Source organism: Priestia sp. P1_B12_1, from assembly GCF_056406695.1.
On record NZ_JBFTZR010000006.1, the window covers coordinates 254,045 to 278,017 of the forward strand.

Genomic DNA, 23,973 nt, shown 5'->3' on the forward strand with positions numbered 1-23,973 from the left:
CGATGAAAATAAAAAGGGTGAGGATAATGCCGATTGTTATTAATCATGTAGTGATTCCAAACGTTACAGGAGGAGTCGTTACGTTTGGCGATACGTACTATGTTTCTCCAAAAAGTAACAGTAAAACTGCACAAGGTTCAGGGTCTTCAAATACAGGAATTTGTGTAAATACAAATTCAGGACTTTCTAATACAAATACGCTCGATCCCGATGGTTCTGATCAAAACGGCTTCGGAAACGGATAAGGAAAGAGATGTTTTACTCTTCTTTCTATACGCCTTTTCAGTATTCGTTCTATCCGTATTTTATGCCTTCGTTTGCACGTCCAATTGGATTTGTCGTTTCACCTGATGGAGCGATGGACAACTGGTGGGGCAAAAAACCATCTTGGTGGGGGAAAATCACGCCTTCAGCAGGCGTTTTCCCTCCCATTACCCAGTATTATACGGGCAGTTTAGTTCCTTATAGTTTAAGGAGCTATTATTAATATAAAAAAGAAGTTCAGATTAAGCCACCTTGTTAGCGTCTATTTCCTGAAAATAGGCGTTTTTTTCCGTTTTACTTGATTCAAAGTTATTTTTGCTGAATAATAAGGAAAAGAGAAATTTTAGAAGTAAGCTGTAAGTAAGGAGATGTTCAATCATGACAGATAAATGGAGAGTTCATAAAATAAAAAGTGATTGTGAACCTTGGCTGTTTTTAGAAGGCTGGGAAAAAGATATTATTGAAACCATTGAATTTGAAAAAAAAGAAGAAGCGCTTCGCTACTACGCGATGATGATTTATGAATTTCATCAAAAATACGCAAGCGTGCGAAGTGATGAACTAGCGCTCTTTAGCTTTTGGAACGAAGGCGAAAAGGAATTTTGTGAAGCCTGTGATGATGATCTTCAAATCTTCCACGGTGTTTTATTCGCTAAAAACGATGAAGTCTATTCATTAGAAGAAGATGAAGAAGGATTAAAAATGCTTCGTACTAAATAAAAACGTCCTGCGGGGCGTTTTTTTTATATAAAAAATGAACGATTTCAATCGCTCAAGCGTCATATAGGTGATGAAACAAAAAGGAGGGGTGACCGCTTTGGAACAAGATGACTTCATCCTTGTCCAAAAAGCATTACAAGGTGATGATGATGCCTTTTCATTATTATTTCAGCGCTATCATTCATTTTTATATAAATACCTTTTAAAGCTGACATTAGATGAGGACTTATGCAGTGAATTGTGTCAGGAAGCAATGATGAAATGTTACGTGAATCTTTCTTCATACAAAAATGAAGCAAAGTTTTCGACTTGGATGATATCCATTGCTTCAAGACTGTACATGGATTATTTGCGTAAGCAAAAACGTGAAAAAAGCAGTCTCCAGCGAATAAAGCAGTCTTTATCGCACCAGCTTCAGTGGAAGGCTAAATACAAAGGAGTGGAATGGAGCGAGATGTTTTCCGATTTTAATGAACTCGATTCGCGCTTTCGAATTCCTGTCTTGCTTCGACATTATTACGGATATACATACGATGAGATTGCCCATATGCTGAATATGCGAGCAGGAACGGTCAAATCAAGAGTAAATAAAGGAGTAAACATACTGAGAAAGGAGTGGAAAGAATGAGAGAAGAAAATGACAATCAGTCCTTACATTCTTTAAAAAAAGATTGGGAACAGCTAGAGAGTTTAGCAAGTCATGAACGTATTTCTCTTCATGCAATTCAAGAACAGCTTCTCATTCAAAAACAAAAGCAGAAAAAAGCTTTCTGGAAAGAGTTATGGTTATTTACATTAACAGCACTTGTTATTTTAACGATAATGGCAACTGCTATTTTACAAATACCTGCCTTATTTATCGCCATTGAAGTAATTGGGATCATTGTTGCTCCTATTTCTTTTATCGTTTTTCACTATAAACGAAAAAAGGAGATGTTTTTATAATGAATGAAAAATGGATTCTTGTGCTGTTTATTTCACCATTTCTCCTTCTTCAAAGCTTTCTACTTTTTATCAATGCAAAAAAACGCGGCGCTCATCCATGGTTTTGGGGAATATGGGGACTGATTCAAATTCCAATGCCAACGCTGTTTTATTGGTTTTTTATTATTTGGCTTCCAGCACGAAGAAAAAGGGGGATGTAAATGAAGGACATTAACTGGTTGTTAATTGCTCCAATTCTATTCTTACAATTGCTTTTAATGATCCCAGCGTTAATAAGCTGCATAAAGCAAGAAGAGACAAACGGACCAAAATGGTTGTGGGGACTCATCATTTTATGTGTAAGTACAGTTGGCCCCGTTTTATATTTTGTTTTAGGACGTAAAAAACAGTGAGGTGGAACGAAGATGTTTATGCAAGTAGAAAGACTGACAAAAGCATATCGTAATATAACCGTTGTGAATAACCTTTCATTTAATCTCGACAAGGGAAAATGTGCAGCGTTGTTAGGCCCTAATGGTGCAGGTAAGACGACTACTTTGCATATGATTGCAGGTCTTACTGCACCTAATAAAGGGAAAATTTCTTTTGAAGATAAACAACACCAAGACGTACGATCATTTATTGGCTTTCTGCCACAGCATCCTACGTTTTTTAATTGGATGACGCCTCAGCAGTATTTAACTTTTTTAGGTCTTTTATCTAACATTTCAAAGAATGTGCTTTCCCAACGAATAGATGAAGTACTTGAAACTGTAGGTTTAAAAGGAAAGGAAAAGCAGAAAATTGCTGGCTTTTCTGGAGGAATGAAACAACGTTTAGGCTTGGCGCAGGCCTTGTTACATAAACCTGAACTGCTCATTCTAGATGAACCGGTTTCGGCTTTGGATCCTGAAGGCAGAAAAGATGTCCTAATGATTATCGAAACATTAAAAAAAGATACGACCATCCTTTTTTCAACTCACATTTTGCATGATGCAGAACAAATATGCGATAACATGATTATGATTAAAAACGGACGCATGAAATGGAATGGAACAAAGAGTTCGCTGCGCCAAGAGTTTGCGGATCCTGCTTTTACGATTGAAACAGAAGAGAGGCTCCCTGCATCATTTAGCAGTCTGCCAAGTGAACAGGTGCTGTTTCATTCTCCTTATAAAGCCACTGTAAGTGTAAAAGATACATCTCAGCAGCAACAGCTGCTTCAACTGCTTGTTGATCAGCAAGCAAACCTTGTTTTATTTGAACGAAAACAGCATTCTCTCGAAGATGTGTATCTAGAGGTGATGAACAAATGAACACATTTGGAGTCTTATTTAAAAAGGAACTGCATGAATTATTTGCGAACGGCAAAGGAATTTGGCTGCCAATCTCTCTAATTTTACTAGGCATCACACAGCCTTTAACGAATTATTACATGCCACAAATCATTAATATGGCAGGGAATTTACCAAAAGGAGCAATTATTCAACTTCCTACGCCCACCGGTCAAGAAGTAATGCAAGGTGTCCTTTCACAATATAGCACAATAGGAACCTTACTGATTGTACTAGCAAGCATGAATATGATTTCGAATGAACGACAAAATCATGCGGCTGTACTTGTTATGATGAGACCGGTAAGCGTCATTCAATACATTATGAGTAAATGGGCTGCGCAAATCGTACTGGTCATTGGCTCAACGTTTATAAGCTATATAGCAGCGTGGTATTATACAAATCTTTTATTTTCACATGTGGATTGGACTCATATGATAGTTAGCTTTCTTTTATACAGCCTGTGGCTGATTTTTATCTTGTCCGTTTTAGTGGCAGCTGGAACCTTTCTTTTACAAAGCGGAGGAATTGCTGGAGTAAGCATTTTGATCATTGCGTTACTTTCATTTTTGAGTACTTTGTTTACGAATCAATTAAAGTGGAGTCCTGCAGCGCTGTCACAATACGCCGCTCGCCTGCTTGAACAATTGCACTGGCAACAAAGTGTCACCTATACCGTAGTTGTTACGTTAATGAGCAGCTTTTTTCTTTTAATCGCTGCTGTTCATAGATACAAAAAAGTGGAATATGTATAAAAAGACTTCTTTAACGAAGTCTTTTTTTTAAGGGATTAATTTGCACACCCATGCAATATAAAGAGCAGCGGGGACTAAGAGAATCTGGGCACAGACGGTCCCGCACAAACGAGAGATGACGAGTGTACCAACCATTTTGTTCATAGATTGCTTAGTGGATTCACCTTTCATTACCTTTTCAGTTAAAATGGCTACTTGCGGATCTACAAACACAGCAAGGGTAATCATGGCTAGTCCGTTAATAAGACCAGAAGACATCAGAATTGATTTAGAAAGAGTAGGCTCGAGCGTAGAAGCATAAAGAGTGGAAAGAACACCTACTGTATAAATGGTCGTAGCCATTAAATTTAAAAGAAGCAACCGCTTGGGCACTCCGCCTATTCGCAGCTGAGACAGCATAATCCACCTAGGACGCTTCACGTGTTTTTTTGCTTTTTCCAGCGTATGTATGGAAGTAATGTTTTTCATCATTTTGGGTACAGATCCCGCTACTTCTAAGTGTGAAATCATTCGGGAGAAGATTGATACAAAGCTAGGAATTAACAGAGCACCTGCGATTGTACCAATAGAAGCCGCGAGCAAGATAGTTTGAAGCTGATGAAGCAGAACGGGCAAATCTTCTTTAGACTGAACCGCGTCTCCTAATTTGCCGGTCAGCGGAGCTTGCACCATATTAGCTGTTCTTGACACAATGACAATAATATTAAAAAGAGATAAAGCCACGACTAGCTTCCGAGTTTTTAAGCCCGCAAGTCTCACAGAGTAGGCTAGTGTTTCAATCATATGAATAATTCCTACAAACACACAAATAATAAGTAATTTTTCCATCATAATAAGCAAGTTCCTTTCTTTGATACACACACTTCCTTATTATGTATAAATTTGGTTCATTTGTAAATAAAAAGCCGCTTGCTACCAAGAGTAGCAAGCGGCTTTTTATTATCGATGCTGGTTAATATCACGCAGTATATCTTTGCTAGCCTGATAATCTTTTTCTCGTTCTTTTTCCACCTGTAGACGTTTGTCTAGTTTACGGCTATATTCAGCATACCCCACGCCGTGAGAAAGCTGCATGGCCTTTTCCATTTCTGACGTGTACGTTAGGTGAAGTGCGATAATGAATCAATCCTTTCAGCATTTTTCACTTGTGGCACATGTATCGCTGCTCAAGTGTTTGGATGTTTATGATTCTTGAAGTCTTTCTAGAAATCGTTTTCCCTGTCGCTCTGGATCTAAACATCAAATGATTAAAATTTCATAACATTCCAGGTAAAAGCCTTTTTTTCTTGCGTAGTATCCCATATAATAGCAGGAACAACGTTTTTAAAGGAGTTATATATGAACAATACAAAACGAGTATGGTTTGATTTACTTTTTTATATCGCTATTCCTTACCTAATATGGAACCAAGGAAAAGACATTATTGGTGATTACTATGCCATTTTGCTTTCAACAGCACCAGCGTTTGTGTATACCATTTATACATTTATTAAAGATCGCCAGTTTAACGTAACAGGATTGTTTATTGTCATTACGCTGCTGGCACGTACCATTATTGATTTAATTTCAGGAAACGCAGCAACGATGTTAAACAATCAAGTATATTTTATGATTGGACTGGCTGTAGTTGTTCTGTTTACCATTATGATAAAAAAGCCAATTGGTTTGTACTTTTTTGTAGATACGGCTTACTTAATGGGCTATAAGCGAGAAGACTCTCTAAAACTCTTCCACCAGCCCGATTTATTCAAAATGATGAACTGGCTTACAGTACTGTTCGCAGGTCGCTATGTATTTTTAGCAATTGTAAAATACGTATTGATTCAAAAGTACGGAGTAGAAGGGTACGGGAACATGATTGTATTCCGTCAGGCCGTTACGTGGGCATTTTCCATTTTAATTGCCGTCTACACGTATTTTATCTATAAAAAAATTCAAGATAAAACAGGGATGGATAATCCAATGAATCCAAATGTAAATGAATAAAAAAGAAGCGTGCGTTTAACTAACGTACGCTTTTTTGTTACAAAACAGTGAACAGTGCTCGAAACACTAACATCTCATTTAAAATTAATAGTAAAATAACGCTATTAAAAACGGGATGAAAGTAGGTCAAGAAATGAAACTATTATTAGCATGTCAAAAGCAGCCTTATCGGATTTTAGAAATGATTATGGTGTTTTTCACTTTAATTTTTGCTGTACTGTCGTTCTTCGATTACCGTCAGCTGTTTTTTCTTGTGTTTACCCTTGGAATTGTATTTGCTATTAGGGCGTTTGAAATGCAAGAAGGTGAGAAAAAGACTCAAGGAAACATCTGGCTGCTTGTCGGTATTGTAATGATTTTGCTAGACATAGTTTTATTTGTTGTATATGCCATTAATCAATCTTAACTAAAAGAAAAAAAGCTTCCGTTCAGAGGGGTACCTCTAGATACGGAAGCTTTTTTATGATTAAGGAATCATCCACGATAATACATTAGATTGTAAAAATGTTAATACGCAGACAATCAGCAGTAAAAATAAGCTGTGCTTCACCGTGAAACGAAGCAAATCGGACTCTTTTCCAGCCAACCCAACCGCAGCACAGGCAACGGCGATGGACTGCGGTGAAATCATTTTACCGGTTACTCCACCAGAAGAGTTTGCTGCAAGCGCAAGAAGCGGATCCATTCCAATAGACGTAGCCGTGATTTTTTGCAAGTTACCAAACAATAAGTTGGCTGAAGTATCTGATCCTGTAATAAAAACACCGAGCCAGCCGAGTACAGGAGAGAAAAAGGGAAATAACGCGCCTGTTTTAGCTAACAGCAGTCCTAAGGTTGTACTCATTCCAGACGCATTTGTCACGTAAGCAAATGCCACAACGGACATAATGGTAAGCAGCGGCAGCGCTAATTCTTTGCACGTCTCGTTAAACGTAATGAACCAGTCTTTCCAAGAGATGTTGACGATAAATTTTGTGACAACAGCAGACAACAGGATAGCTGTACCAGCAGCGCCTAGTAATTCTAACTTATACACTGCCGCAATCGGTTCTCCATTTCCATTTAAAATTAAATTATTTAACCAAGGTACTTCTGGCATAAACGTTAAATAATGTCCGATGGAATTGATAGCGCCCAAAAAAGCGTTAGCTCCTTCATAATGTCCTGTCAAAGCGGTTTTAATTTGGGGAATTCCCCATATAGAAATAAAGATCGTTAAAATTAAAAAAGGTGACCACGCCTTTGCAATTTGAGCCCCCGTGAATGCCGGTTGATCTTGAGTTTCTCTTGGCTCAGCGGAAGCGGAAGCGGAAGCTACTTCATGTGCTGCTTTTTCAGATTGAAAGCGAAACGTTGTTTTCGGTTTCCAGAATTTTAAGAAAATAGCGAGCGCAAAAAGTGAAACGAGTGCCGATAAAATATCGGGAAGTTCCGGTCCTAAAAAGTTAGAGCTGACAAACTGGGTAAGGGCAAAAGAGATGCCGGATACTAAAATAGCAGGGAGTACTTCTACTGTTTTCTTAAATCCTGCCATTACAAAAACCAAATACAGGGGAATAAATACAGAAATAAAAGGAAGCTGGCGGCCTACCATTTTAGAGATTTCCATTGCCGCTACTCCAGTAGGACCTTCCATAGCCGTGATAGGAATACCGATTGCACCAAAAGCAACGGGTGCTGTGTTTGCTAATAAACATAAGCCAGCGGCATACAGAGGATTAAATCCTAAACCTACCAGCAGAGCTGCTGAAATAGCAACAGGTGCTCCGAAACCAGCGGCCCCTTCAAGAAAAGCCCCAAACGAAAAAGCAACCAACAAAGCTTGAAGTCTGCGATCTTCTGTAATAGATACGACAGAGGTACGAATAATATCAAACTGACCGGTTTTTACGGTTAGTTTGTAAAGAAAAACGGACGTAATGATAATCCATCCAATCGGCAGTATACCGTATACAGCTCCTTGACTGGCTGACATAATAGCCATGCTAGCCGGCATTTTATAAGCAAATATTGCAACGGCAAGTGCGACCAGTAAAGTTGTAACTCCAGCCATATAACCTTTCATTCGTTTAATAGCCAGAGCCCAAAAGAAGTAAAGAATAGGAATCAAAGCGATTAATGAAGACCAAATGACGCTGTTTCCTACAGGAGTGAACTGCTGTGTCCATGTCATAACTAACACCTCATTTTCAAATTAGTGAACTATAAATTTAGTAAAACGAAACCATTAAAACTACGATGATAAGGTCATCTGATGACTTATGTAAAAATGAATTCGCTTACATTATATTCTAATCCTTTTAGGATAGGCAAGTACTAAAAGAAACTTTTTTTCAAAAGAACGGACATTTTTTTGGTGATAAGAAGAAAATACTGGTTGAAAATCCCAAGAATAGGTGATTTAATGATTGTAAGCGCTTAAAATATATTTTTTCATCTATTCTACTAATTATCCTTCTTATTAATCTACTACTTTTAGTCGTATTATATATGGCACTTCTTTATGTTATTAGTGAAACGTTGTTTGCTATTACAAAACGAGAGGAGTCAATTTATTGAGTACGTTGAAGCTTCCAGGTCATTTAAAATCCATTTTATCTCATCCTTCCACACTTGAAGAACAGCATATGAATCACTTCCTTGGAAATAACGGGTCCCTGCATATTAAGCCAACTTCAGAACAAGAAATAGCAGCCGTTTTAAAGTATGCGACGGAACATGAAAAAAAAGTCGTCATTGAAGGGAACGGTACAAAAAAAGGGTTTGGGGGACTTATAGATACAGCAGACCTTTTGCTTTCGCTGACTGAATACAGCGGAATTGTTGAACATACAGTAGGTGATATGACGGTTACTGTAAAAGCTGGTACACCGTTTGGAGAGCTGCAAACGTATTTAAAAACGCATAATCAGCAAGTTTCACTTGATCCATCTCTAGGAGACTACGCTACAATCGGCGGAGTTATTGCAGCGAATGAAAGTGGTCCAAAGCGCTTATCTTATGGATCGGCTCGAGATGCAGTAATCGGTATGAGAGTCGTATATTCAGATGGAACCATTGTTCGTTCAGGGGGAAAAGTCGTCAAGAACGTGGCTGGCTATGATATGAATAAGCTGTTTATTGGTTCAATGGGAACGCTCGGCGTTATATCCGAAATAACGTTAAAGCTGCGTCCGCTGCCCAAGTATCAAAGCATTGTTTTTATTTCTTTTTCAACAGGCAATATCGAAGAAATTCATGCGTTTGTTAGCAAAGTCTTAGATTCCATGATAGAGCCTGTTGCTTTGGAGTTATTAAATCCTTCTCTAGCTGAAGATGTAATAGGGCAGCATCTGTTTACACTTGTAATCAGCTTTGAAGATGTGGAAAGTTCCGTTCATTATCAAGAGAATTACATCAAAAGTATTCAGCCGTCTGATACGATTTTAAAAGTGCTGCATGAAAAAGAATCCGAAGTATTTTGGGGGTTTTTTAGTAACATGAGTCCAAATGGTGCATGCTGTTCTTCCGAAGAGGAAACGGAAGCCGCGCTAAAAATTGGCGTACCAAATATGAATGTACTCGATGTAATAAACAAAAGTACTGCATTAAAAACGTCCCGTCCAATGCTGATAAAAGCACATGGAGGAGTTGGCCATGGTCTTTGTTCAGTCTACATAAAAGGCTCAGAAGATGCCATTCTTTCCGTTATTACTTCATTTACTGAAACTGCTAAAACGTACGGAGGATATGTGGTCGTTAAACATTTGCCTTTTATACTGCGCCAAAAAGTAAATGTATGGGGAAAAGAACCTTCTCATTTTCCGTTACTGGCAGGAATTAAAGCAAAGATGGACGCTAAAAACGTGCTTAACTATAAACGATTTATAGGAGGAATCTAAGTGAATTCAGCGAAAGCGGATATCAAAGATGCTCCATGTCAAAGCGTTAGCAATTATTTGTGGAAAGACGCGCCAGACGAAAAAAAATGGGCGGATTGTGTACACTGCGGAATGTGCTTGGAGTCTTGTCCTACTTATGAAATAACGGGCCAAGAACAGCATTCACCAAGAGGACGCGTGCACCTTATCAAATCGGTAGCAGAAGGAAAAATAAGCGTGAATGAGCAGTTTACAGACCCTGTGTTTGCCTGTTTGGATTGCCGGGCCTGTACAACTGCTTGCCCTGCAAATGTAGACGTTGGGGGACTCATTGAAGAAGCTCGCGGCCAAATTCGTCAGGCAATGCCTTTGACGGGATGGAAAGGCATGATCAGCAAGTTTTTTCTAAAAGAACTTTTTCCTCACTCTCATCGCTTAGAAGCCGCAGGAAGCTTATTGAAGCTGTATCAAAAAAGCGGAATGCAAAAAATGATGCGTACAACAGGCATGTTAAATATGATGCCGACACATCTAGCGGAAATGGAACATGTAATGCCTAAAATTACCCGTTCTGTTCGAAAAAAATATAAAAAGAAACGCGTTCTAAAAGCAAAAGCCGAAAGAAAAGCAGAAGTTGCTTTTTTAACCGGCTGCATCATGGACGTCATGTTCAGTGATATTAATGAAGCGACTCTTAATGTATTACGAAGAAATGGAAACGACGTCGTTATTCCTCCATCTCAAACGTGCTGTGGTGCTTTGCACGTTCATGCAGGAGACCGAGACATGGGAAGACAGCTTGCCAAAAAAAATATAGAGGCGTTTCAACATGCGGACACTGTTATTGTAAACGCTGCAGGATGCGGCTGCATGTTAAAAGAGTATCCCGAACTATTTAGAGAAGAAGAGCAAGAGTGGCTTGAAAAAGCCGAAGTCTTTGCTGAAAAAGTCCAGGATATTTCAAAATACCTTCACGATACGGGATATCGCCCTCCGCAGACAACGCTGCATAAGCGCATTACGTATCACGACGCTTGCCATTTAGCTCATGGTCAAGGAGTTAGAGAAGAACCAAGAGATATTTTGCTTTCTATTCCGGGAGTGGAAATGGTTCATATGGCTAATGCGGACCGATGCTGTGGAAGTGCAGGAATTTATAATTTAACAAATCCTGATATGGCGGGAGCTGTGCTTCAAAGTAAAATGGAACATGTGCCTCATGACGTAGAAATGATTTCAATGGGAAACCCGGGATGTATGCTGCAGATGGCAGTAGGAGTGAAAAAATATGGACGAAGTCAGCAAATTGTTCACACGGTACAGCTTTTGGAGTGGGCCTATCAAAAAGAAGAGGAGGAAGCACATCGTGTTGAAGAAAAATAGAATAAAAGATCTTCACGTAAAAAATCTTTCTCAACTAGTAGATGCTCATTCTATTTTGCATCATAAAGAAGATTTGCTTGCGTACGACTGCGATGGCTTTACCATTCATAGACATTTGCCTAAAGCGGTGTTATTTCCTCAAAATACGAAAGAAGTTTCTAGCATTGTTAAATACTGCAATGAACATGATTTGCCTTTTCTTGCAAGAGGAGCAGGCACAGGACTGAGCGGGGGAGCGATTCCTCTTAATAACGAAGTGATTATTAGTTTAGTGAAAATGAAGCGCCTTCTTAGCGTCGACTATGAAAACAGGCGTGCCGTTGTAGAGCCGGGATTTATTAATCTTAAATTAACCAATTCAATCTCTGAAAAAGGATATTACTATGCACCAGATCCTTCGAGTCAATATTGCTGCACCATTGGTGGCAATGTAGCGGAAAACGCAGGAGGTGCACACTGTCTTAAATATGGAGTAACCACCAACCATATTTTAGGGCTAGAGGTGGTGCTTCCAAATGGAGATGTGATTGAGCTTGGCAAGCAAGGTATTCCAGATGAACCGGGATATGATTTATTAGGGCTTTTAACAGGATCAGAAGGGACGTTAGGAATCGTTACAAAAATTACGGTACGCATTTTGAAAAACCCCGAAGCAAAACAAACGGTTCTTGCGTATTTCGACCGCGTAGAAGACGGCAGCCAAGCGGTATCAGACATTATATCAGCCGGCATTGTGCCTGCTGCGCTTGAAATGATGGATAAAACCGCCATTGAAGGAGTGGAATCTGCTGCGTTTCCAGTCGGGCACCCTAGAGATATTGAAGCTCTTTTATTAATTGAAGTAGACGGCATTTCAGCCGGTATCGAAGAGCAAATCCTTCGTATTTTAGACGTATGTAAAAAACAAAACGTACGGGAAGTGAAAGTAGCTGAAAGTGAAGAAGAGCGCGCGAGGTGGTGGGCAAATCGTAAAACAGGATTTGGAGCGATGGGAGCCATATCCCCTGACTATCTCGTGCAAGACGGCGTTATTCCAAGAAGTAAACTGCCTCAAGTGCTGAAGCTAATTAACAAAATTAGCGAAGAATCTGGCCTTCGCATTGCCAATATTTTTCACGCCGGAGACGGAAACTTGCATCCGCTTGTATTATTTGATGCTAGAAAGCCCGGGGAAACGGAAAAAGCACTAGACGCCGGAAGCGCATGTTTGCAAGTATGTGCAGAAGTAGGAGGAACGATTACCGGCGAACATGGCGTGGGCATTGAAAAAAAAGAAGAAATGCGATTTGTTTTCAATGAAGATGAAATTCAAGCACAAACGAATATACGTGAAGTATTTAATCCTAAAAATCTATTAAATGCAGGAAAGCTGTTTCCAAGTCCGAGCCGCTGTGCTGAAGTCAAAAAAGAAATGAAAAAAACAGAATATTTTTAGAAAATTCTTGAAAATATATTCGCTCGATGATATGATTTTTTTAACAAAAATAAAACGCTGTTTCGTAATAAGAAACAGTGCCGCATATGTTCGTCTTAATCATTTTATCGAAAAGAAATGAAAGCGTGTCCAAATTTAAAAATGTAAAAGAGTAAGAGGAGGAAACAGACGGTGACAAACTACAAACAAGTTGGAAATCTGAAAGTAGCTCCAGTTCTCTATCAATTTATCAATGAGGAAGCTCTTCCGGCCAGCGGCCTAAGTACAGAAAATTTTTGGTCTGATTTTGAAGCGTTAGTAACCGAGTTAACACCCGTAAATAAACGTTTGTTAGAAAAGCGTGATCAGCTGCAAGCTCAAATTAATGCGTGGCATCAAGAAAATCCTGACGGTGACTTTAGCGAATACAAATCGTTTTTAACGAGAATTGGCTATTTAGAAGACAAGACAGAAGATTTCCTTATTGGTACAGAAGGAGTAGACAGCGAAATTGCCTATCAGGCAGGACCGCAGCTTGTTGTACCAGTAAATAATGCCCGATATGCTATTAACGCTGCTAACGCACGTTGGGGAAGTCTCTATGATGCTCTTTACGGCACTGATGCAATCAGTGAAGAAAATGGAGCTTCGCGCACGAGTTCTTATAATCCAATTCGAGGAGAAAAAGTTATTGCGTTTGCGAAGAATTTTCTTGATGAAGTTGTTCCGCTCGTTCAGTCTTCTCATGCGGAAGTGGTTCAGTACAGCCTTGAAAATGAAAAGCTTGTCGCTCAATTAAACGATGGCAGTTTAACCGAATTACAGGAAGAAGAGAAATTTGTAGGGTATCAAGGAGAAGAAGAAAGCCCTGATGCTCTTTTATTCAAAAACAACGGCCTGCATTTTGAAGTTCAAATTGATCGTACGGATTCGATTGGTAAAACAGACGATGCGGGTGTAAAAGATATTTTAATGGAAGCGGCTCTTACGACGATTATGGACTGTGAAGATTCAGTAGCGGCAGTAGACGCAGAAGATAAAGTAGATGTTTACCGCAACTGGCTGGGATTAATGAAAGGTGATTTGACGTCTACTTTTAAAAAAGGAAGTCAAAACATGACAAGGCGTTTAAATCCAGACCGTACCTATATTTCTCCGGACAAGAAAAAGATTTCACTGTCTGGCCGTTCGCTTATGTTTGTTCGAAACGTTGGGCATTTAATGACAAACAGCGCTGTTTTAGATCGAAACGGCAACGAAATCTATGAAGGTATTTTAGACAGCGTGATTACTAGTTTAATTGCCAAACACACCTTGCTTAAAAACGGTACGTATCAAAATTCTAAAAAGAGCTCTATCTATATCGTTAAACCGAAAATGCACGGCTCCAAAGAAGTGGCTTTTGCCAATACGTTATTTAATTCAATTGAAGATATGCTAGGGCTTGAGCGTCATACGATTAAAATTGGCGTAATGGACGAAGAGCGCCGCACGACGCTTAATTTAAAAGCGTGTATCAAAGAAGTAAAAGACCGAGTGGCTTTTATTAATACTGGATTCTTGGATCGAACAGGTGACGAAATTCATACCTCAATGGAAGCGGGCGCTGTTATCCGTAAAAACGATATGAAAGCGTCTAAATGGCTTCAAGGCTACGAGCAGTCTAATGTAAATGTAGGATTAGCAAGCGGATTCCAAGGCCGCGCTCAAATCGGAAAAGGAATGTGGGCAATGCCGGATATGATGGCCGAAATGCTTAAACAAAAAGTGGGGCATTTAAAAGCAGGAGCGAATACGGCATGGGTGCCTTCACCAACCGCAGCAACGCTTCATGCTCTTCACTATCATCAAATTGATGTAAGAGATGTTCAAAATGAATTGCTTACTCAGTCTGCTGATTTACAAGATGACATTTTGCAAATTCCTGTGGCAGAAAAACCAAATTGGAGCAAAGATGAAATTCAGCAGGAGCTCGACAACAACGCTCAAGGAATACTTGGTTATGTAGTAAGGTGGGTCGACCAAGGAGTAGGGTGCTCAAAAGTACCGGATATTAATAATGTAGGGCTAATGGAAGATCGGGCAACGCTTCGTATTTCCAGTCAGCACGTGGCTAACTGGCTTCATCATGGAATTTGTACAAAGGAACAAGTAACGGAGACGCTCAAACGAATGGCAAAAGTAGTGGATCAACAAAATGAAAATGATCCTCTGTATCAGCCAATGGCACCGAACTACAGCGCATCCATTGCTTTTCAGGCAGCCTGCGATTTAGTATTTCAAGGCTATGATCAGCCAAACGGCTATACGGAGCCCATTTTACACCGCCGCCGTATCGAAGCAAAGGCAAAAGCAGCTATAAAACAGTAAAACAAACGGCCTGTCAGCATAGGGATGGCAGGCTGTACTTACACCTTCAGAATCTGACTATCTACTATTCTTATTAAAATTAAGCAAATGGGAAAAGGAGCTATGTTATGAAATTTGTAAGGTTCGCTGTACAAGATAGCCGTCATACAGGTGTACTAAAAGAGGATACGATCAGCGTCATTAAAGGAAATATATTTGAGAAATGGCACTATACAGGGGAGACTTTTTCACCGAGTGAAGTAAGGCTTTTGGCTCCTTTAGAGCCGAATCAAATTATTGGAATAGGCGCAAATTATGCAGCTGCAAAGTCGGAGCTGCCAGGAGAAATGCCTTCTATTCCTGTCTTCTTTTTTAAGCCCGTATCCTCTGTGATCGGTCCAAACGAAGATATTGTCATTCCAACCGCGATTAAGCACGTCAAGTTTGAATCCGAGCTTGCAGTTATTATTGGAAAAGAAGCGAAGAACATCGCAAAAGAAGACGTGCTGGACTATATATTTGGGTATACAATTGGAAACGATGTAACGGCTCCGGATTATTTTCATGAAGACGGGCACTGGACCATTGGAAAATCCTTTGATTCATTTACGCCTCTTGGCCCCGTAATCGAAACGGAGCTTGATTTTAAATCCATTCATGTAAAAGCGTTTTTAAATGGCGTTGAAAAACAAAATAGCTCGACAGATTTAATGATTATTTCCGTTGAGCAAATGATCGCTTACCTTTCTACTGTTATGACCCTTAAGCCGGGAGATGTGGTTTTAACAGGAAGTCCGGTCGGCGCGGAGCTAGTAAGCGCAAACGATGTCATTGAATGCACCATCCGAGAAATTGGAACTCTCCAAAATCCGTTTGCTGCAGAGAAAGAACGTGTAAACGTATAAGAGTGATACAAAATGCCCGGCAGTAACACGACACATAAAGGAGAGAAAAAAATGGAGAGAGAAAATATGGTGAAGTCTGTAAGCCGGGCGTTGGATATCGTCACAATTGTCAGCATGGAAAGAGAAGGGGTAGGCGTCACAGAAATTGCAAAGCAAATGGACATCAACAAAAGCTCCGTATACCGTATTCTAACTACCCTTGCTCAGTACGGTTATATTGAACAAGATCAAGAAACCGGGCGGTACAAGCTTGGGTATAAGTTTTTAGAAGTAAGTTCAAAACTTTTAGATTCTATTGATCTACGAACGGAAGCAAAGCCGTTTTTGCAAGAACTTGAAAGTGAAACAAATGAAGTTATTCATCTTGTTGTCTACGATCAAGGTGAAGTAGTGTATATTGAAAAATTAGAAGGCAATCAGACGCTGCGCATGCATTCAAAAGTGGGGAAAAGAGCCCCTATGCACTGTACGTCTGTCGGTAAAGCTATCCTAGCTTTTTTACCACTTAACACGGTAACAAGCATTCTTGAAAGAAAAGGCTTACCAGCTCATACCGATCACACCATTACAGATGAAGAAAGCTTTCTTCGAGAACTTTCAGAAGTGAAGCAAAAGGGATACGCGCTCGATTTAGAAGAAAATGAATATGGAATTACCTGCATTGCAGCGCCTATTTTTGATCACCTTGGTCAAGTCGTTGCCGCAGTCAGCATTTCCGGTGCTACGATGCGTATGACAAATGAGCGATTAACGTATCTTCAAGAACGCATGGTTGATATAGGTAAGAACATTTCGGAGCGGCTCGGCTACAAAACTGAATCTGTGAAAGACAAAAGTTTGTTCTGATTCTTCGAGAACAAACTTTTGCTATATAATAATCTGTAAAATAACGTAATTATATTATGTAAACTATAGGCTATGATTTTTAATTGATGTTTTATTCATGATACAATGAAGTCGTTAGAATATATACGTAAAGGAGATAAATTATGGAACAGTTTGAGCGCAATATTGAAAAGTACGCCGAGCTGGCTGTAAAAGTCGGTGTAAACATTCAAAAAGGGCAAGTACTAAACATTAATGCCGATATTTCTTCCGCTGATTTTGTTCGTGAAATTGCGAAAAAAGCGTACGAAGCCGGAGCAAAGTCTGTTGATGTAGACTGGCATGACGATCATCTAGTTCGTTTGAAATATGAAAAAGCGGATGAATCTGTATTTAATGAATTTCCTGCTTGGAAAGCTCAAGCAAGAGAAGAGCTTGTGAAAAACGGAGGCGCTGTTTTATCTGTAATTTCAAGCGGTCCTGACTTACTAAAAGGAGTAGACGGCAAACGTATTGCTGCGTTCCAAAAAGTAAGCGGAAAAGCAATGAAAAAATTCCGTGAAGCGATCCAATCCGATAAAATCAGCTGGTCCATCGTAGCTGTTCCTTCAAAAGACTGGGCAGCTAAAGTATTTCCTGACGTTCCAGAAGAACAGCAGCAAGAAAAACTGTGGGAAGCTATTTTTAAATCTGTGCGCGTAGATCAAGAAGATCCAGTGGCCGCATGGGAAGAGCATAACGCTTCATTACATACAAAAGTAGACGTTTTAAATGAAAAAAGATTTGCTAAGCTTCACTATAAAGCGCCAGGAACAGATTTAACAATTGAGCTTCCTGACAAACATATTTGGGTTGGCGCAGGCAGTGTTAATGAAGACGGCAACTCGTTCATGGCCAATATGCCAACAGAAGAAGTATTCACACTTCCGAAAAAAGACGGCGTAAATGGTCAAGTAACGAGCACAAAACCGCTTAGCTACGCAGGAAACTTAATTGAAAACTTCACGCTAACATTTGAAAATGGAAAAATTGTTGATGTAAAAGCAGAAGAAGGCGAAGAAACGTTAAAGCACCTAATTGAAACAGATGAAGGTGCCAAATACTTAGGAGAAGTAGCCTTAGTACCGCATCAATCGCCAATTTCTCAGTCAAACATCATCTTCTACAACACGCTGTTTGACGAAAATGCATCCAACCACTTAGCGATCGGCAGCTCGTATTCCTTCTGTTTAGAAGGTGGAAAAACGATGTCTAAAGAAGAGCTATCACAAAACGGAGCAAACGACAGCATCACTCACGTTGACTTCATGATTGGCTCAGCTGAAATGGACATCGATGGCATTAAAGCTGACGGTACAAGTGAGCCTGTGTTTAGAAAAGGGAACTGGGCTTTCTAATTTAAAGATTTAAAAATAAAGTACTGTATGTTTCTTTACAAAAACAACCTTCTAGATATAGAAACTCTAGAAGGTTGTTTGTTTATATACTAATTTCATAAATGTAAAATAAAAAGATAACTTATAATTTGAAAATAAGGAGCCTTTATATTTGCTAATAGGCACTAAAATGATTTCATAGTTTCCCTTTTCAAGCATAGTAATAGTACATAAGGGGGAGAGATGAAGTGGAAAATTTCATTCAACAGATTAAGGCTCTATCTAGCAGAGTTGAAAGAATCAAAGATAACATTCAAACTGAAGAAGCTACAAAAACATCTTTAATTATGCCTTTGATACAAGCATTAGGATATGACATCTTTAATCCAGAGGAATTTGTGCCTGAATTTATAGCTGACGTTGGCATAAAAAAAGGAGAAAAAATTGACTACGCGATTATAGATAGTGGAAGTCCAGTCATACTAATCGAAGCAAAAAGTGTGCACGAAAAACTTTTGAAACATGATTCTCAACTATTTAGGTATTTTGGTACAACTAAAGCTAAGTTTGCTATTCTAACGAATGGTGTTGAATATAGATTTTATACAGATTTAGAAGAGCCAAATAAAATGGATATTAAGCCTTTCTTTGTTTTTAATCTACTTGAGTTTAGAGATAACGATGTATACGAGATAGCAAAGTTTAGAAAAAATGGTTTTAACGTTGAAAATGTTCTTACTACAGCGTCGGAACTAAAGTACACAAGTGAAATTAAGCATTTTTTAAATCAACAATGGGAAGAACCAAATGATGAATTTATTAAGTTTATCTTGAGTGATGTATATCAAGGTGTAAAAACAAAGAAAGTCATAGATAACTTTAGAGAAATCGTTCAAAAATCTTTAACACAATTTGTGAATGAAAAGGTAAATGACAAGCTTCAAAAAGCTTTAAACTCCTCCGATACAAATGAAGAACATGTAGCAGAAAATGAAGAAGCTCCCAAGAATGAAAATGTAGCTGAGGATAAAGTTACTATCGAAACCATTGTTACAACTGAGGAAGAAATAGAAGGGTATGTTTTTGTAAAGCTGTTATTAAAAGATGAGATTGACTCAAATAGAGTGCATTACCGAGATAATAAAAGCTATTTTAATGTGCTATTAGACAATAGCATTCGAAAATGGGTTTGCAGGCTAGGATTTAATACAGCTAATAAATATATACAATTAAACAATGAGGAAAAAACTATGTATAAACTAAATGACGTAAATGAGATTTCGTTATATAAAGATGAAATACTTGAGGTAGCAAAGCAGTTTCAGTAGAAGAGTATAAATAAATATATAATAAAGAAAGAGAGCAATTTGTTTTGCTTTCTTTTTATTTATGAATAATATATACAGGGAAACCTTTAATAACAAGCTTAAGAGCCTAAATTTTGTGGTCACACAGTGGTCACGTATTGGTCACAACCCGCTAATTTTCCACCCTAAAACAACAGCATCACCCACGTTGACTTCATGATTGGCTCAGCTGAAATGGACATCGATGTTATTAAAGCTGACGGTACAACAGAACCTGTATTTAGAAAAAGCACCCGTGATTTTACAAATGATTAAAGTAATCTAACTTTTAATTGCCACATGCTATGTGAACATGCCTCCACATAAAAAAAGCAAGGTGAACTTCAGTCAGTTCCACCTTGCTGTGATTCTTCTTTTTTAACCGGAGCGTCACGCTTGAACATGTGATAGTAGGTAAACCCTAAGCATAGAGCGCCGGCGATTGAACAAAAATATTGCAAAAAACGGACGAAATCCATTGGAATGACCTCCCATTTTCAGTTTCGCTTCTAGTATGTACAGGGAAGTGAAATAATATGTGAAAAAGGGAGGTTTTCTCTTATAGTTCGTATGGTTCTTGGAGAGTAAGGTAAGGCTGCTGATCTTCAAGACCAAGACGCTTATTTAATTGTCTTTTCATTAAATCGTACTGGTAGATGAGGTGAAATTGATTTTTTTTCGGTGTTTCACAGCGAATGTAGGTTTCTTGCCCGTTCTTGTCTGTGAAATGAATGGTTAGTTCACCGAAATAGCGTTGAACAGGAGCTCCGTGAAGGCCTTTTTCATTTTTGACAACCTTTGAAAATTCTGCTCGTTGAATACGGTTAAATGGAATAATAGCTACTTGATTGATAACAAGACGCTGATCGTACATGTCAATTTTAGATATGGAAATTTGATTAATCCCTTCTGCAAATTTAACATGTCCGTTTACAGAAACAAGCGGTTTGCGATCCTCAGGATCAACAGCGCCTTGAGGCCGCTTAATGACGTAGAAGCTAGCTACGCCAAGTGCTACGATACCAACCACAACAATAAGTGCAAACATCATTTTGCATTCCACCTCCTGAGTATAGATGTGTAATCTGAATTTAACAGCAAGCTGTTTCAGTTGCCATATTGCCTCAACAATGAGGGTAGAGAAAAGCAGTTCGGCAGTTCATTATAAGTATATACATACGTTCGACAATATGGTGTGATATTCCTTCTTATTATGACTTTTTTACGACAAAATGGGCAAAACTCTTTTCGAAAATGAAGCAAATCAGTTACAATTTAAGGATAAGGTACCAAATTTCTTTTCTATCTCAAAAAAGTGCAGAAAAGCGTAAAAAATTCTAGGTATTTTCTCATATTTTTACTATTTTTATAGAATTTATCCCAATTTCTAATCCTTTATCGTGTATAATCTCTTGTGTGCAGCATGATATACATAAAGGTGTAAGGAGGCACAGTTCATTGTCTTTATCAGCAAAAAAGATATTATTATTAGTTTTAGTAGTTATATGTTTAGTGTTAGTTGTGATGCAATTCATAAATCGATCAGCAGAGCCGACTTCTGAACAGGCCCAAGAAACACTGAGTAAGCTTCCTGAACAAGAAACCGTTAAAGAAAAAGCAAAGGGCGACGAGGAAGCGCACAAATATCGAGTGTATTATATTACTATTGAAAAAATCGAAAATGGTACATACAGCGGAACAACAAAAGAAGGAACGGGCATTAAATTTTCCGATAAAAATTTAAATGAACCGATTCCAAGCAATTTGAAAAAAGGGGATATCGTTAAAGCATACTTTGATCTTGAATATAGCACGAAAGGTCTAGTCAAAGTAGAAAAGGTAGACGAGATACCAGATGATGACGAGAGCTCAAGTTAATTGAGCTCTTTTTTTGTATTTTACGAATGTGGTAAAATATTGAATATATAGACGCGGTATAGGGGGAAGAAGATGATAGCAGCAATTATAGTAGGAGCGGTAATTCTTTTAGCTTTGATTATTAAAGGGACTGTAAAGTCGAGAAGCTTTCGCTTGTATAAAGAGGAGCTTCCAGATGAGCTTGGAATACATAAAGATAATGGTTTTGAAGATATTGTTCATTCACTAGAAGATTCTTTACCGCCAGCCTATGTTCAACAGGTGAAACAGCGTATGAAAGGAAAAAATACAAAAGCTGATGAAGTAGAATGGACGTTTTTTGAGATGAAGCGCTACTTTTTATTAAATGCAGTCATCAAAGACGTACCGATGTTTAGTGAAAAAGTGGATGAAGTGTGGCACGAAATGATCATGTTTACAGTAGATTATGAGCGTTTTACAGAACACTTTTTCAACCGCTTTTTGCATCACCAGCCAAATGTAGATACAGCTCCATCTCCACAGCCGGATAAGCGAGCATTTTTCGATTGGATGTATGCTCATGTGTTTGACATAACGGGTAACAGCCGACTGCTTTGGGGGAAATTTTTTCAGCATCCGCTTGGTAAAAATACACTTCAAGATTTTCAAAGATTGTCAGAAGATGAATTACTAGATCGCTATTTTTTAAGAAACGGCAAATGGGAAAAACAGCAGAGAGCCCTGGTTCAAACGTTAAAAGAAGAAGTCACTGCTGCTCGAAAAAGAAAAAAAACGGGCGGATCAACTTATTTTAAAAAAGCGGCTAAAAAAGGAAATGTATCAAACGAACTTCTTCTTCAAGGCTTTGTTTTTTATTCTCTCTACAAAGCCACCAGCTTTTCAAGCCATATGAATGAGCTGCTGCTATATAAAAAGACGATGTATGCGGGAGATACAGCCTCTTACAGCGGGTATAGCTGTTCAAGCCCCTGGGAAGACAACCGCCACCATCACCACAACGATGGAAGTCATCACCATCATGACAGCGGCAGCAGCTGTTCGAGTTCAAACTGCAGCAGCTCTAGCTGTTCAAGCTCCAGCTGCGGGAGTGGGTGCAGCAGCAGCTAATAAAGTAAAAAACTCGTTTTATACGAGTTTTTTTACTTTAAATGAAACGACGACAAAATGATTCACTGACAAGCAATGAAAAATTTGGTATAATCGTTACGTTTTTAAAAAAGGAGAGACAGTGAAAATGAATATTTTATGGGACTTTGATGGAACCATCTTCGATACCTATCCAACGATTGTAAAAGCATTCAAAGAATTACTAACAGATCAAACAATCTCAGAAGATGATATTTTAAAGCAGATGAAAATATCTTCTGACGTAGCAATTAAGCACTTCGATATTGAAAAGTCTTTGTTTGATAAACACTTCCATGTGCTTGAACAGAAAATCAATCCTAAAGATAAGCCTGCTTTTCCTCACGTAGAAGACGTACTGAGCTTTGCGGATACAAATGTAATTGTTACGCATAAATCTAGACAGTCTACTCTTGATATTCTGGCATTTTTTAATATGGAGCACTATTTTACGGAGATTATTACAAAAGATGATGGCTACAAACGAAAGCCTGATAGCGGCGCTTATGCCTATCTTCACGATAAGTATCAGCTCGATTTAGTGATTGGAGACCGCGAGCTCGACTTAAAACCTGCCCGTGAACTTGGAATTAAAACATGTGCATTTCAAAATAACGACATCGAAGCAGATTATCATCTTACATCATACGATCAATTTTTTACAACTGTCGTAAATAAAAACTCTTGAAGCTATTCTTCACGAGTTTTTATTTGTTCAGGGTTATGTACTTCGGGAATTTCACCGAGCGTATAGTTCGCTACTTTTGTAATGTTACTATTAGCAAAGAAGTAAAACTCTCCGTCAACTCCGCGAATTTTTGTCGTGCGCAATCCAATTTCTTCAACAGTTCCTTTCGTATCATTTATGGATACGTGATCTCCTACTGAGAATTGATCTTCAAATAGAATAAAAAAACCGTTTAAAATATCTTTAATCAAATTTTGTGCACCTAAGCCTGTAATAAATCCTGCTACGCTAATACCAGCTAAAAGTGCTTTCATATTAATTCCGATTGCTTCTAAAGATGTGATAAGTACAATAAAATACACGACGTACATGACAATGCTCAGACAAAGCTTTTTCAGCGTTATTTCTTTACGTTCGTTGTACCTCAGCAGCTTAGTTTTAAATCTGAAATCAAAGATTTTATTAATTATACTACGAGCAAACCGGATAACGATTTGAGCAATAATAAAAATCAAGATAATCTTTATAATTACTTCACTAATGTCAATCCACTTACCAGTATTAAATAAAGTTTGCTGTACCCACTGTATGTCTTTCATGACTAAGTCCCTTTCTTGCTTTATAAAATTTTCTCTACTGAATAGTATAATTTATTTTTAAAAATATACTACTAGAATTTATTTAGAAGCGTTTGAACTATTGTTTTAATTTATTTGTATTTGGTATATGTAATGAAAACTCCTTAATTTAGAAAAAGAGAAAATTCTCAGGTATAGATATTTTTAAAACATTTCTTTATACAAATATTAAATAAAACCTTATAGCAGAGATTAGTACAAATCTTATTAACAAACATTAT

The 23,973-nt window shown here is 38.3% G+C and carries 28 protein-coding genes and 1 pseudogene; 23 read left to right on the plus strand and 6 right to left on the minus strand.

Annotated elements, in window-relative coordinates; genetic code table 11:
- Positions 1–26: 26 nt before the first annotated feature.
- The 9 genes from AC1D0Y_RS20440 (at position 27) to AC1D0Y_RS20480 (ending at position 3,997) form a co-directional block, all read left to right on the plus strand.
- Complete coding sequence (locus tag AC1D0Y_RS20440) at positions 27–245, plus strand: spore germination protein (RefSeq protein WP_013083687.1); 219 nt, start codon at positions 27–29, stop codon at positions 243–245.
- An 8-nt stretch (positions 246–253) separates the two neighbouring features.
- Positions 254–487 carry a hypothetical protein gene (locus AC1D0Y_RS20445; RefSeq protein WP_050690561.1) on the plus strand — a complete coding sequence of 78 codons (234 nt, stop codon included), beginning with the start codon at positions 254–256 and terminating at the stop codon, positions 485–487.
- A gap of 155 nt (positions 488–642) precedes the next feature.
- Positions 643–984: a DUF1033 family protein gene (locus AC1D0Y_RS20450; RefSeq protein ID WP_013057574.1), complete on the plus strand. Its 342-nt coding sequence runs from the start codon at positions 643–645 to the stop codon at positions 982–984.
- Positions 985–1,054: 70 nt separating this feature from the next.
- The gene (gene sigY / locus AC1D0Y_RS20455) at positions 1,055–1,612 is read left to right on the plus strand and encodes an RNA polymerase sigma factor SigY (protein WP_223260193.1); all 558 of its coding nucleotides are present in this window, start codon (positions 1,055–1,057) and stop codon (positions 1,610–1,612) included.
- Positions 1,609–1,929 carry a YxlC family protein gene (locus AC1D0Y_RS20460; protein WP_060746872.1) on the plus strand — a complete coding sequence of 107 codons (321 nt, stop codon included), beginning with the start codon at positions 1,609–1,611 and terminating at the stop codon, positions 1,927–1,929. The genes sigY and AC1D0Y_RS20460 overlap by 4 nt, the downstream gene beginning before the upstream one ends.
- The gene (locus AC1D0Y_RS20465; protein ID WP_013057570.1) at positions 1,929–2,129 is read left to right on the plus strand and encodes a hypothetical protein; all 201 of its coding nucleotides are present in this window, start codon (positions 1,929–1,931) and stop codon (positions 2,127–2,129) included. The genes AC1D0Y_RS20460 and AC1D0Y_RS20465 overlap by 1 nt, the downstream gene beginning before the upstream one ends.
- Entirely contained in the window at positions 2,130–2,321 is a 192-nt protein-coding gene (locus tag AC1D0Y_RS20470; protein WP_013057569.1) for a PLD nuclease N-terminal domain-containing protein, read from the plus strand.
- Positions 2,322–2,333: 12 nt separating this feature from the next.
- The gene (locus AC1D0Y_RS20475) at positions 2,334–3,224 is read left to right on the plus strand and encodes an ABC transporter ATP-binding protein (protein WP_060746871.1); all 891 of its coding nucleotides are present in this window, start codon (positions 2,334–2,336) and stop codon (positions 3,222–3,224) included.
- Entirely contained in the window at positions 3,221–3,997 is a 777-nt protein-coding gene (locus tag AC1D0Y_RS20480; protein WP_060746870.1) for an ABC transporter permease, read from the plus strand. Before AC1D0Y_RS20475 ends, AC1D0Y_RS20480 begins: the two co-directional genes overlap by 4 nt.
- A 27-nt stretch (positions 3,998–4,024) precedes the next feature.
- On the opposite strand, the gene AC1D0Y_RS20485 is transcribed toward AC1D0Y_RS20480, so the two are convergent.
- On the minus strand, positions 4,025–4,828 hold the full coding sequence (locus AC1D0Y_RS20485; protein WP_060746869.1) for a lipid II flippase Amj family protein: 804 nt from the start codon (positions 4,826–4,828) through the stop codon (positions 4,025–4,027).
- Between the two features lie 108 nt (positions 4,829–4,936).
- Positions 4,937–5,083: a YuzK family famiily protein gene (locus AC1D0Y_RS20490; RefSeq protein ID WP_014459567.1), complete on the minus strand. Its 147-nt coding sequence runs from the start codon at positions 5,081–5,083 to the stop codon at positions 4,937–4,939.
- A gap of 252 nt (positions 5,084–5,335) precedes the next feature.
- Here AC1D0Y_RS20490 and AC1D0Y_RS20495 point away from each other — a divergent pair, with 252 nt between their 5' ends.
- Both AC1D0Y_RS20495 and AC1D0Y_RS20500 read left to right on the plus strand, forming a co-directional pair.
- Positions 5,336–5,983, plus strand: coding sequence for a VC0807 family protein (locus AC1D0Y_RS20495; protein ID WP_050690556.1), 648 nt, complete (start codon positions 5,336–5,338; stop codon positions 5,981–5,983).
- Between the two features lie 133 nt (positions 5,984–6,116).
- Positions 6,117–6,389, plus strand: coding sequence for a hypothetical protein (locus tag AC1D0Y_RS20500; protein ID WP_252123408.1), 273 nt, complete (start codon positions 6,117–6,119; stop codon positions 6,387–6,389).
- Between the two features lie 60 nt (positions 6,390–6,449).
- On the opposite strand, the gene AC1D0Y_RS20505 is transcribed toward AC1D0Y_RS20500, so the two are convergent.
- The gene (locus AC1D0Y_RS20505) at positions 6,450–8,156 is read right to left on the minus strand and encodes an L-lactate permease (RefSeq protein WP_477707875.1); all 1,707 of its coding nucleotides are present in this window, start codon (positions 8,154–8,156) and stop codon (positions 6,450–6,452) included.
- Positions 8,157–8,538: 382 nt separating this feature from the next.
- On the opposite strand from AC1D0Y_RS20505, the gene AC1D0Y_RS20510 reads away from it, so the two are divergent.
- The 9 genes and pseudogenes from AC1D0Y_RS20510 to AC1D0Y_RS20550 all read left to right on the plus strand — a co-directional run.
- Positions 8,539–9,864, plus strand: coding sequence for an FAD-binding oxidoreductase (locus AC1D0Y_RS20510; RefSeq protein WP_477707876.1), 1,326 nt, complete (start codon positions 8,539–8,541; stop codon positions 9,862–9,864).
- Entirely contained in the window at positions 9,865–11,226 is a 1,362-nt protein-coding gene (locus AC1D0Y_RS20515) for a (Fe-S)-binding protein (protein WP_028409029.1), read from the plus strand.
- Positions 11,210–12,661: an FAD-linked oxidase C-terminal domain-containing protein gene (locus AC1D0Y_RS20520; RefSeq protein ID WP_263035671.1), complete on the plus strand. Its 1,452-nt coding sequence runs from the start codon at positions 11,210–11,212 to the stop codon at positions 12,659–12,661. Before AC1D0Y_RS20515 ends, AC1D0Y_RS20520 begins: the two co-directional genes overlap by 17 nt.
- A 171-nt stretch (positions 12,662–12,832) precedes the next feature.
- Positions 12,833–15,010: a malate synthase G gene (locus AC1D0Y_RS20525; protein WP_477707877.1), complete on the plus strand. Its 2,178-nt coding sequence runs from the start codon at positions 12,833–12,835 to the stop codon at positions 15,008–15,010.
- 107 nt (positions 15,011–15,117) lie between these two features.
- Positions 15,118–15,894: a fumarylacetoacetate hydrolase family protein gene (locus AC1D0Y_RS20530; RefSeq protein WP_477707878.1), complete on the plus strand. Its 777-nt coding sequence runs from the start codon at positions 15,118–15,120 to the stop codon at positions 15,892–15,894.
- A 51-nt stretch (positions 15,895–15,945) separates the two neighbouring features.
- Positions 15,946–16,740 (plus strand): IclR family transcriptional regulator, encoded by a 795-nt coding sequence (locus AC1D0Y_RS20535; protein WP_013057552.1) that lies wholly within the window; start codon positions 15,946–15,948, stop codon positions 16,738–16,740.
- 143 nt (positions 16,741–16,883) lie between these two features.
- Positions 16,884–18,116 carry an aminopeptidase gene (locus AC1D0Y_RS20540; protein WP_060746862.1) on the plus strand — a complete coding sequence of 411 codons (1,233 nt, stop codon included), beginning with the start codon at positions 16,884–16,886 and terminating at the stop codon, positions 18,114–18,116.
- A gap of 227 nt (positions 18,117–18,343) precedes the next feature.
- The gene (locus AC1D0Y_RS20545) at positions 18,344–19,423 is read left to right on the plus strand and encodes a type I restriction endonuclease (RefSeq protein ID WP_060746861.1); all 1,080 of its coding nucleotides are present in this window, start codon (positions 18,344–18,346) and stop codon (positions 19,421–19,423) included.
- A 168-nt stretch (positions 19,424–19,591) separates the two neighbouring features.
- A pseudogene (locus AC1D0Y_RS20550) lies at positions 19,592–19,717 on the plus strand (aminopeptidase); the annotation flags it as partial.
- 68 nt (positions 19,718–19,785) lie between these two features.
- On the opposite strand, the gene AC1D0Y_RS20555 reads toward AC1D0Y_RS20550, so the two are convergent.
- Positions 19,786–19,920 (minus strand): hypothetical protein, encoded by a 135-nt coding sequence (locus AC1D0Y_RS20555; protein WP_013083673.1) that lies wholly within the window; start codon positions 19,918–19,920, stop codon positions 19,786–19,788.
- 80 nt (positions 19,921–20,000) lie between these two features.
- Positions 20,001–20,492 carry a hypothetical protein gene (locus AC1D0Y_RS20560; RefSeq protein ID WP_028409022.1) on the minus strand — a complete coding sequence of 164 codons (492 nt, stop codon included), beginning with the start codon at positions 20,490–20,492 and terminating at the stop codon, positions 20,001–20,003.
- 407 nt (positions 20,493–20,899) lie between these two features.
- Here AC1D0Y_RS20560 and AC1D0Y_RS20565 point away from each other — a divergent pair, with 407 nt between their 5' ends.
- From AC1D0Y_RS20565 to AC1D0Y_RS20575, 3 genes are all read left to right on the plus strand, one after another.
- Positions 20,900–21,319, plus strand: a complete 420-nt coding sequence (locus AC1D0Y_RS20565; RefSeq protein ID WP_014459592.1) for a hypothetical protein — start codon at positions 20,900–20,902, stop codon at positions 21,317–21,319.
- Positions 21,320–21,391: 72 nt separating this feature from the next.
- Complete coding sequence (locus AC1D0Y_RS20570; protein WP_060746860.1) at positions 21,392–22,408, plus strand: glycine-rich domain-containing protein; 1,017 nt, start codon at positions 21,392–21,394, stop codon at positions 22,406–22,408.
- Positions 22,409–22,535: 127 nt separating this feature from the next.
- The gene (locus AC1D0Y_RS20575) at positions 22,536–23,114 is read left to right on the plus strand and encodes an HAD-IA family hydrolase (protein WP_060746859.1); all 579 of its coding nucleotides are present in this window, start codon (positions 22,536–22,538) and stop codon (positions 23,112–23,114) included.
- A gap of 2 nt (positions 23,115–23,116) precedes the next feature.
- On the opposite strand, the gene AC1D0Y_RS20580 is transcribed toward AC1D0Y_RS20575, so the two are convergent.
- Positions 23,117–23,713, minus strand: coding sequence for a mechanosensitive ion channel family protein (locus AC1D0Y_RS20580; protein WP_060746858.1), 597 nt, complete (start codon positions 23,711–23,713; stop codon positions 23,117–23,119).
- Positions 23,714–23,973: the final 260 nt, after the last annotated feature.

Excerpts from the sequence above, each read along its gene's own strand:
- AC1D0Y_RS20440 (WP_013083687.1), top strand. The coding sequence starts at position 27 with ATGCCGATTGTTATTAATCATGTAGTGATTCCAAACGTTACAGGAGGA.
- AC1D0Y_RS20445 (WP_050690561.1), top strand. The coding sequence starts at position 254 with ATGTTTTACTCTTCTTTCTATACGCCTTTTCAGTATTCGTTCTATCCG.
- AC1D0Y_RS20450 (WP_013057574.1), top strand. The coding sequence starts at position 643 with ATGACAGATAAATGGAGAGTTCATAAAATAAAAAGTGATTGTGAACCT.
- sigY (WP_223260193.1), top strand. The coding sequence starts at position 1,055 with ATGAAACAAAAAGGAGGGGTGACCGCTTTGGAACAAGATGACTTCATC.
- AC1D0Y_RS20460 (WP_060746872.1), top strand. The coding sequence starts at position 1,609 with ATGAGAGAAGAAAATGACAATCAGTCCTTACATTCTTTAAAAAAAGAT.
- AC1D0Y_RS20465 (WP_013057570.1), top strand. The coding sequence starts at position 1,929 with ATGAATGAAAAATGGATTCTTGTGCTGTTTATTTCACCATTTCTCCTT.
- AC1D0Y_RS20470 (WP_013057569.1), top strand. The coding sequence starts at position 2,130 with ATGAAGGACATTAACTGGTTGTTAATTGCTCCAATTCTATTCTTACAA.
- AC1D0Y_RS20475 (WP_060746871.1), top strand. The coding sequence starts at position 2,334 with ATGTTTATGCAAGTAGAAAGACTGACAAAAGCATATCGTAATATAACC.
- AC1D0Y_RS20480 (WP_060746870.1), top strand. The coding sequence starts at position 3,221 with ATGAACACATTTGGAGTCTTATTTAAAAAGGAACTGCATGAATTATTT.
- AC1D0Y_RS20485 (WP_060746869.1), bottom strand. The coding sequence starts at position 4,828 with ATGATGGAAAAATTACTTATTATTTGTGTGTTTGTAGGAATTATTCAT.
- AC1D0Y_RS20490 (WP_014459567.1), bottom strand. The coding sequence starts at position 5,083 with ATGGAAAAGGCCATGCAGCTTTCTCACGGCGTGGGGTATGCTGAATAT.
- AC1D0Y_RS20495 (WP_050690556.1), top strand. The coding sequence starts at position 5,336 with ATGAACAATACAAAACGAGTATGGTTTGATTTACTTTTTTATATCGCT.
- AC1D0Y_RS20500 (WP_252123408.1), top strand. The coding sequence starts at position 6,117 with ATGAAACTATTATTAGCATGTCAAAAGCAGCCTTATCGGATTTTAGAA.
- AC1D0Y_RS20505 (WP_477707875.1), bottom strand. The coding sequence starts at position 8,156 with ATGACATGGACACAGCAGTTCACTCCTGTAGGAAACAGCGTCATTTGG.
- AC1D0Y_RS20530 (WP_477707878.1), top strand. The coding sequence starts at position 15,118 with ATGAAATTTGTAAGGTTCGCTGTACAAGATAGCCGTCATACAGGTGTA.
- AC1D0Y_RS20535 (WP_013057552.1), top strand. The coding sequence starts at position 15,946 with ATGGAGAGAGAAAATATGGTGAAGTCTGTAAGCCGGGCGTTGGATATC.
- AC1D0Y_RS20540 (WP_060746862.1), top strand. The coding sequence starts at position 16,884 with ATGGAACAGTTTGAGCGCAATATTGAAAAGTACGCCGAGCTGGCTGTA.
- AC1D0Y_RS20555 (WP_013083673.1), bottom strand. The coding sequence starts at position 19,920 with ATGGATTTCGTCCGTTTTTTGCAATATTTTTGTTCAATCGCCGGCGCT.
- AC1D0Y_RS20560 (WP_028409022.1), bottom strand. The coding sequence starts at position 20,492 with ATGATGTTTGCACTTATTGTTGTGGTTGGTATCGTAGCACTTGGCGTA.
- AC1D0Y_RS20570 (WP_060746860.1), top strand. The coding sequence starts at position 21,392 with ATGATAGCAGCAATTATAGTAGGAGCGGTAATTCTTTTAGCTTTGATT.
- AC1D0Y_RS20575 (WP_060746859.1), top strand. The coding sequence starts at position 22,536 with ATGAATATTTTATGGGACTTTGATGGAACCATCTTCGATACCTATCCA.
- AC1D0Y_RS20580 (WP_060746858.1), bottom strand. The coding sequence starts at position 23,713 with ATGAAAGACATACAGTGGGTACAGCAAACTTTATTTAATACTGGTAAG.